This is a genomic window from Actinospica durhamensis (genome assembly GCF_018139695.1).
Classification (GTDB): Bacteria; Actinomycetota; Actinomycetes; order Streptomycetales; family Catenulisporaceae; genus Actinospica; species Actinospica durhamensis.
The window spans coordinates 1-2514 of the sequence record NZ_JAGSOG010000505.1 but is presented as its reverse complement, the minus strand read 5'-3'; the positions used below and the strand labels follow the sequence as shown (position 1 = coordinate 2514).

The window sequence follows — 2514 nt, the reverse complement described above, 5'->3', positions numbered from 1 at the left end:
GGTGGGGGCGTCGGGGTCCCCGTGTTGCCCAGGCGGTACCACTCGGGGGTCGTGTAGACCGGGCCGGTCCAGCTGTCTTCCTCCGACCCGTCGCCGCCGTACCCGTGCTCGCCGCTCACGCCGCTTCCAACTTTCTGTGCTGCTACCGCTGCGCCGCCTCGTCTTGTGCCGCCACGCTGTGCGCTTCACTGCCCGTAACGCTCAGAGCGTCAGTCAACGCCTGTCACGCCCTGCGCGTCAGCGCCGTCTCGCCTTGCGCGCCAACCCTGATGCCTACAGTAACCACGCTAGGGCCCCGATTGAAAACAATGTCCTCACTCGGATCCCAGACCGACCTTGCTGGGCCGTTGCCCGGCTACCTGCTAGTCATCTGGTCGACTCGCACGCGATCGCGGGCTATGTGATGAGCCCGTTGTTCAGTGTGCTGATGTGTCGACTCGCAGTGCGTCGGCTGTAGTACGCCGACCGTTGTGCTGGGTCTTCCATCTCCCACTCCCCGTTTCTGTTCACTGCTATCCACTACTTATCCACTACTTCGACGACCGGTGGCCGCCGCCGTGGATCGTTACCCGTGCCCGTGGTCCGCAACTCGTGGCGCCCCTGGCCCGCGACTCGTGGCCCGCAGCCCGCAACTCGTAGTCCGTGACCCGCAACTCGTCGTCCGCGCCCCGTAGCCCGTCCGCCCGTGTCCGCTGTCGATGTCCGCTGGCGATGGCCGTTGTCCCTCGTGCGACTGTCCGGCCGTCCGATAGTCCAGTTGTTCGGCTGCCCGGCTGCCCGGCTGCCCGGCTGTGCGGTTGCGATGTTGTGCGGGTCGTTCGGGTGGTGCGGGTCGCGCGAACCGTTCCTTGGCAGATGTGCATTGGGTCAGTCCATGCGGCGGGGGGCGCCTAGGAGGGCGGATTCGTCGTGGGTGGGGGCGGTGTAGACGTACTGTCGGCCGTGCTTCGCCGCCCAGAGTGCTAGTTCGGGCATGAGGGTGGGCAGGGCGGCGACGTCTTGGGGGCTGAGGCGGAACAGACGGGCCGCCAGTTCCGCTTCCTGGGGGGAGATCTGCTGCAGGGCCACGTAGTCGGAGCTGATGAGGTGGCCTGCGAAGGAGGGGTCGAGGAACGGCAGCAGCGTGAGTGTGGTCATCCACGAGGTCTTGGGCGCCGCGCTGCGTGGGGGGCGGGCGCCGCAGTCTCTGAGGAGGAGCACGGGGGAGGCGGCGGTGGCGCCGAGGTTGCCTACGCGGCGGACCGGGACCACGGCGATGACCTGTTGGCCGCCGCCGGCGTTCTGGGCCAGGGGGGCCCAGAGTTGGGGGCGGGCCGTCTCCACCACTACGCGGGCGCCGGTGGCGGTTGCTCTCAGGGCGATCAGTTGCGCCATGTACGCGCCGCCGATCAGGGCTGCGTCCATCGCCCTCGGCTTGAACAGGCTGATCACCGCGGGACGGCTGGCCTGGTCGGTGCCGATGACCACTCCGTCGTCGCCTACGGGCAGGGCTACCGCGTTGAACTCGTCCGGCTCGAGGATGTGCTTCTCCAGCTTCGGACCACGCGCGGGGATCAGGTGCATCTCGTGGCCGCGCTCGGGCCTGGCTGCTACGACGGTGCGCTCCTGCTGCGCCCCGCCACGCCTGGCACGGCGAGGGGCGTAGGCGGCTGACGATCCGTTGGACGACATTCCTCTTACCTCTTATTCCCCGCCGGTTGGTTCTGGTGGAGCTGGTGGAGCGAGTTTTGGATTACGGGAGCTGCGTTGGAGCTGATGCATCTTCAGGTCTGGCGGCTTGTGCTTCTTCGGTTCTGGCGGCTTCGCGGCGGCCGCTTGCGGCTCGCTGCTGTTCGGGGGCTCCTGCCCGCCGTGCCGCTATTCTCCGCCGAGGGGGACCGTCGCCACCAGGCCGGGGAGTTGCTCGCCGTCCAGGCGGGTCAGGCCGGCGCCGGCCTGACCGGCGCGCTGCTCCAGGACCTTGCCGGACTCGGTGAGCTGCTGCTCGGAGCCTGCGGCGATGCGGATGAAGCAGCTGAAGGCGACCGAGTCGCCGGTGCCCTTGGCCAGGTTCACGGCCACGCTGGTGGCGAGGGCGGGCAGGGAGCCTACGTTGGCGAAGAAGTCAGCGCTCGTACGGTCCGAGAACGTGGGGGGCTTGTCCAGCCAGTACGTCGTGTGCCAGCTGCCGTCGCAGCGCCAGTAGCGGCGGGTCTCCTCGGTGCGGCGGTTGGCGGCGGCCGAGGTGTTCGCGGCTACCTGCATGACGTGGCAGGCGGTGCCCAGGGCGGAGATCAGCTCCGGCTCGCTCAGGATGGTCGCCTCGAAGCCGGCGCCCTCGATCTGGCTGGCCACGCGCTGAACCGCCGTCAGCAGCGCACGCTGCGCGCCGATGGAGCCGCCGCCGCGGGCCTGGACCGCACCCTCGGCACGCTCCGGGTCCAGGCGGACCGCCGCCCAGGTGGTGCGCTGCGCCGGGACGGTGGCGCCGATGCTCTGGTACGAGCGGGCGGAGAGGGACTGGCGGGGCAGGTG

The 2514-nt window shown here is 69.5% G+C and carries 2 protein-coding genes; both read right to left on the bottom strand.

The features are described 5' to 3' along the window. Positions 1 to 867: 867 nt before the first annotated feature. Entirely contained in the window at positions 868 to 1671 is an 804-nt protein-coding gene (locus KDL01_RS40475) for a hypothetical protein (protein ID WP_212534027.1), read from the bottom strand. 186 nt (positions 1672 to 1857) lie between these two features. Then, the coding region (gene eccE / locus KDL01_RS40470; RefSeq protein ID WP_212534026.1) for a type VII secretion protein EccE at positions 1858 to 2514 on the bottom strand (657 nt) is incomplete at its 5' end.

Excerpts from the sequence above, each read along its gene's own strand:
- KDL01_RS40475 (WP_212534027.1), bottom strand. The coding sequence starts at position 1,671 with ATGTCGTCCAACGGATCGTCAGCCGCCTACGCCCCTCGCCGTGCCAGG.